Source organism: Kitasatospora putterlickiae (genome assembly GCF_039527695.1).
Taxonomy (GTDB): domain Bacteria; phylum Actinomycetota; class Actinomycetes; order Streptomycetales; family Streptomycetaceae; genus Kitasatospora; species Kitasatospora putterlickiae.
Genome location: NZ_BAAAKJ010000363.1, coordinates 1 through 421, shown reverse-complemented (window position 1 = coordinate 421; position 421 = coordinate 1). Strand labels below are relative to the sequence as shown.

Sequence of the window (421 nt, the reverse complement as noted above, 5' to 3'; positions counted from 1 at the left end):
GGGGAGCTGCCGGCCTCGCTGCGCCGGCTGATGGACGCCGCCGCGGCCCGTCCCGCCTTCGGCTCGGCCGACGACCTGCCCGACCGGGGCGGCGCGTTGGTGCGGCTGGCGGCCGGGCCCGGCCGGGTGAAGGTGGTCTGCGTGCCGTCCTACGTGTACGTGGTCGGCTCCGGTCAGGAGCAGTTCGTGCGGCTGGCCGAGTCCTTCGAGGGCGTGCGGGACGTGCTGGTGTGCGCCCTGCCGGGCTTCGGGACGGAGCTCAACCCGGGCTCCCGGGAGGCCGTCGAGGAGGCCATGGCGGGCGCGATCCGCGCGGCGGTCGGCGACGACCCCTTCGTCCTGGTCGGCTACTCGATGGGCGGCGCCGTCGCCCGGTCGCTGGCCGGCCGGCTGGAGGCCGGCAGCGCCGCGTTCACCGAGT

Annotated in this window: 1 protein-coding gene; it reads left to right on the top strand. The window is 77.2% G+C overall.

Features of this window, described 5'->3' with window-relative positions:
* On the top strand, positions 1 to 421 hold a 421-nt coding region (locus ABD308_RS32725; protein WP_344343153.1), incomplete at both ends, for an alpha/beta fold hydrolase.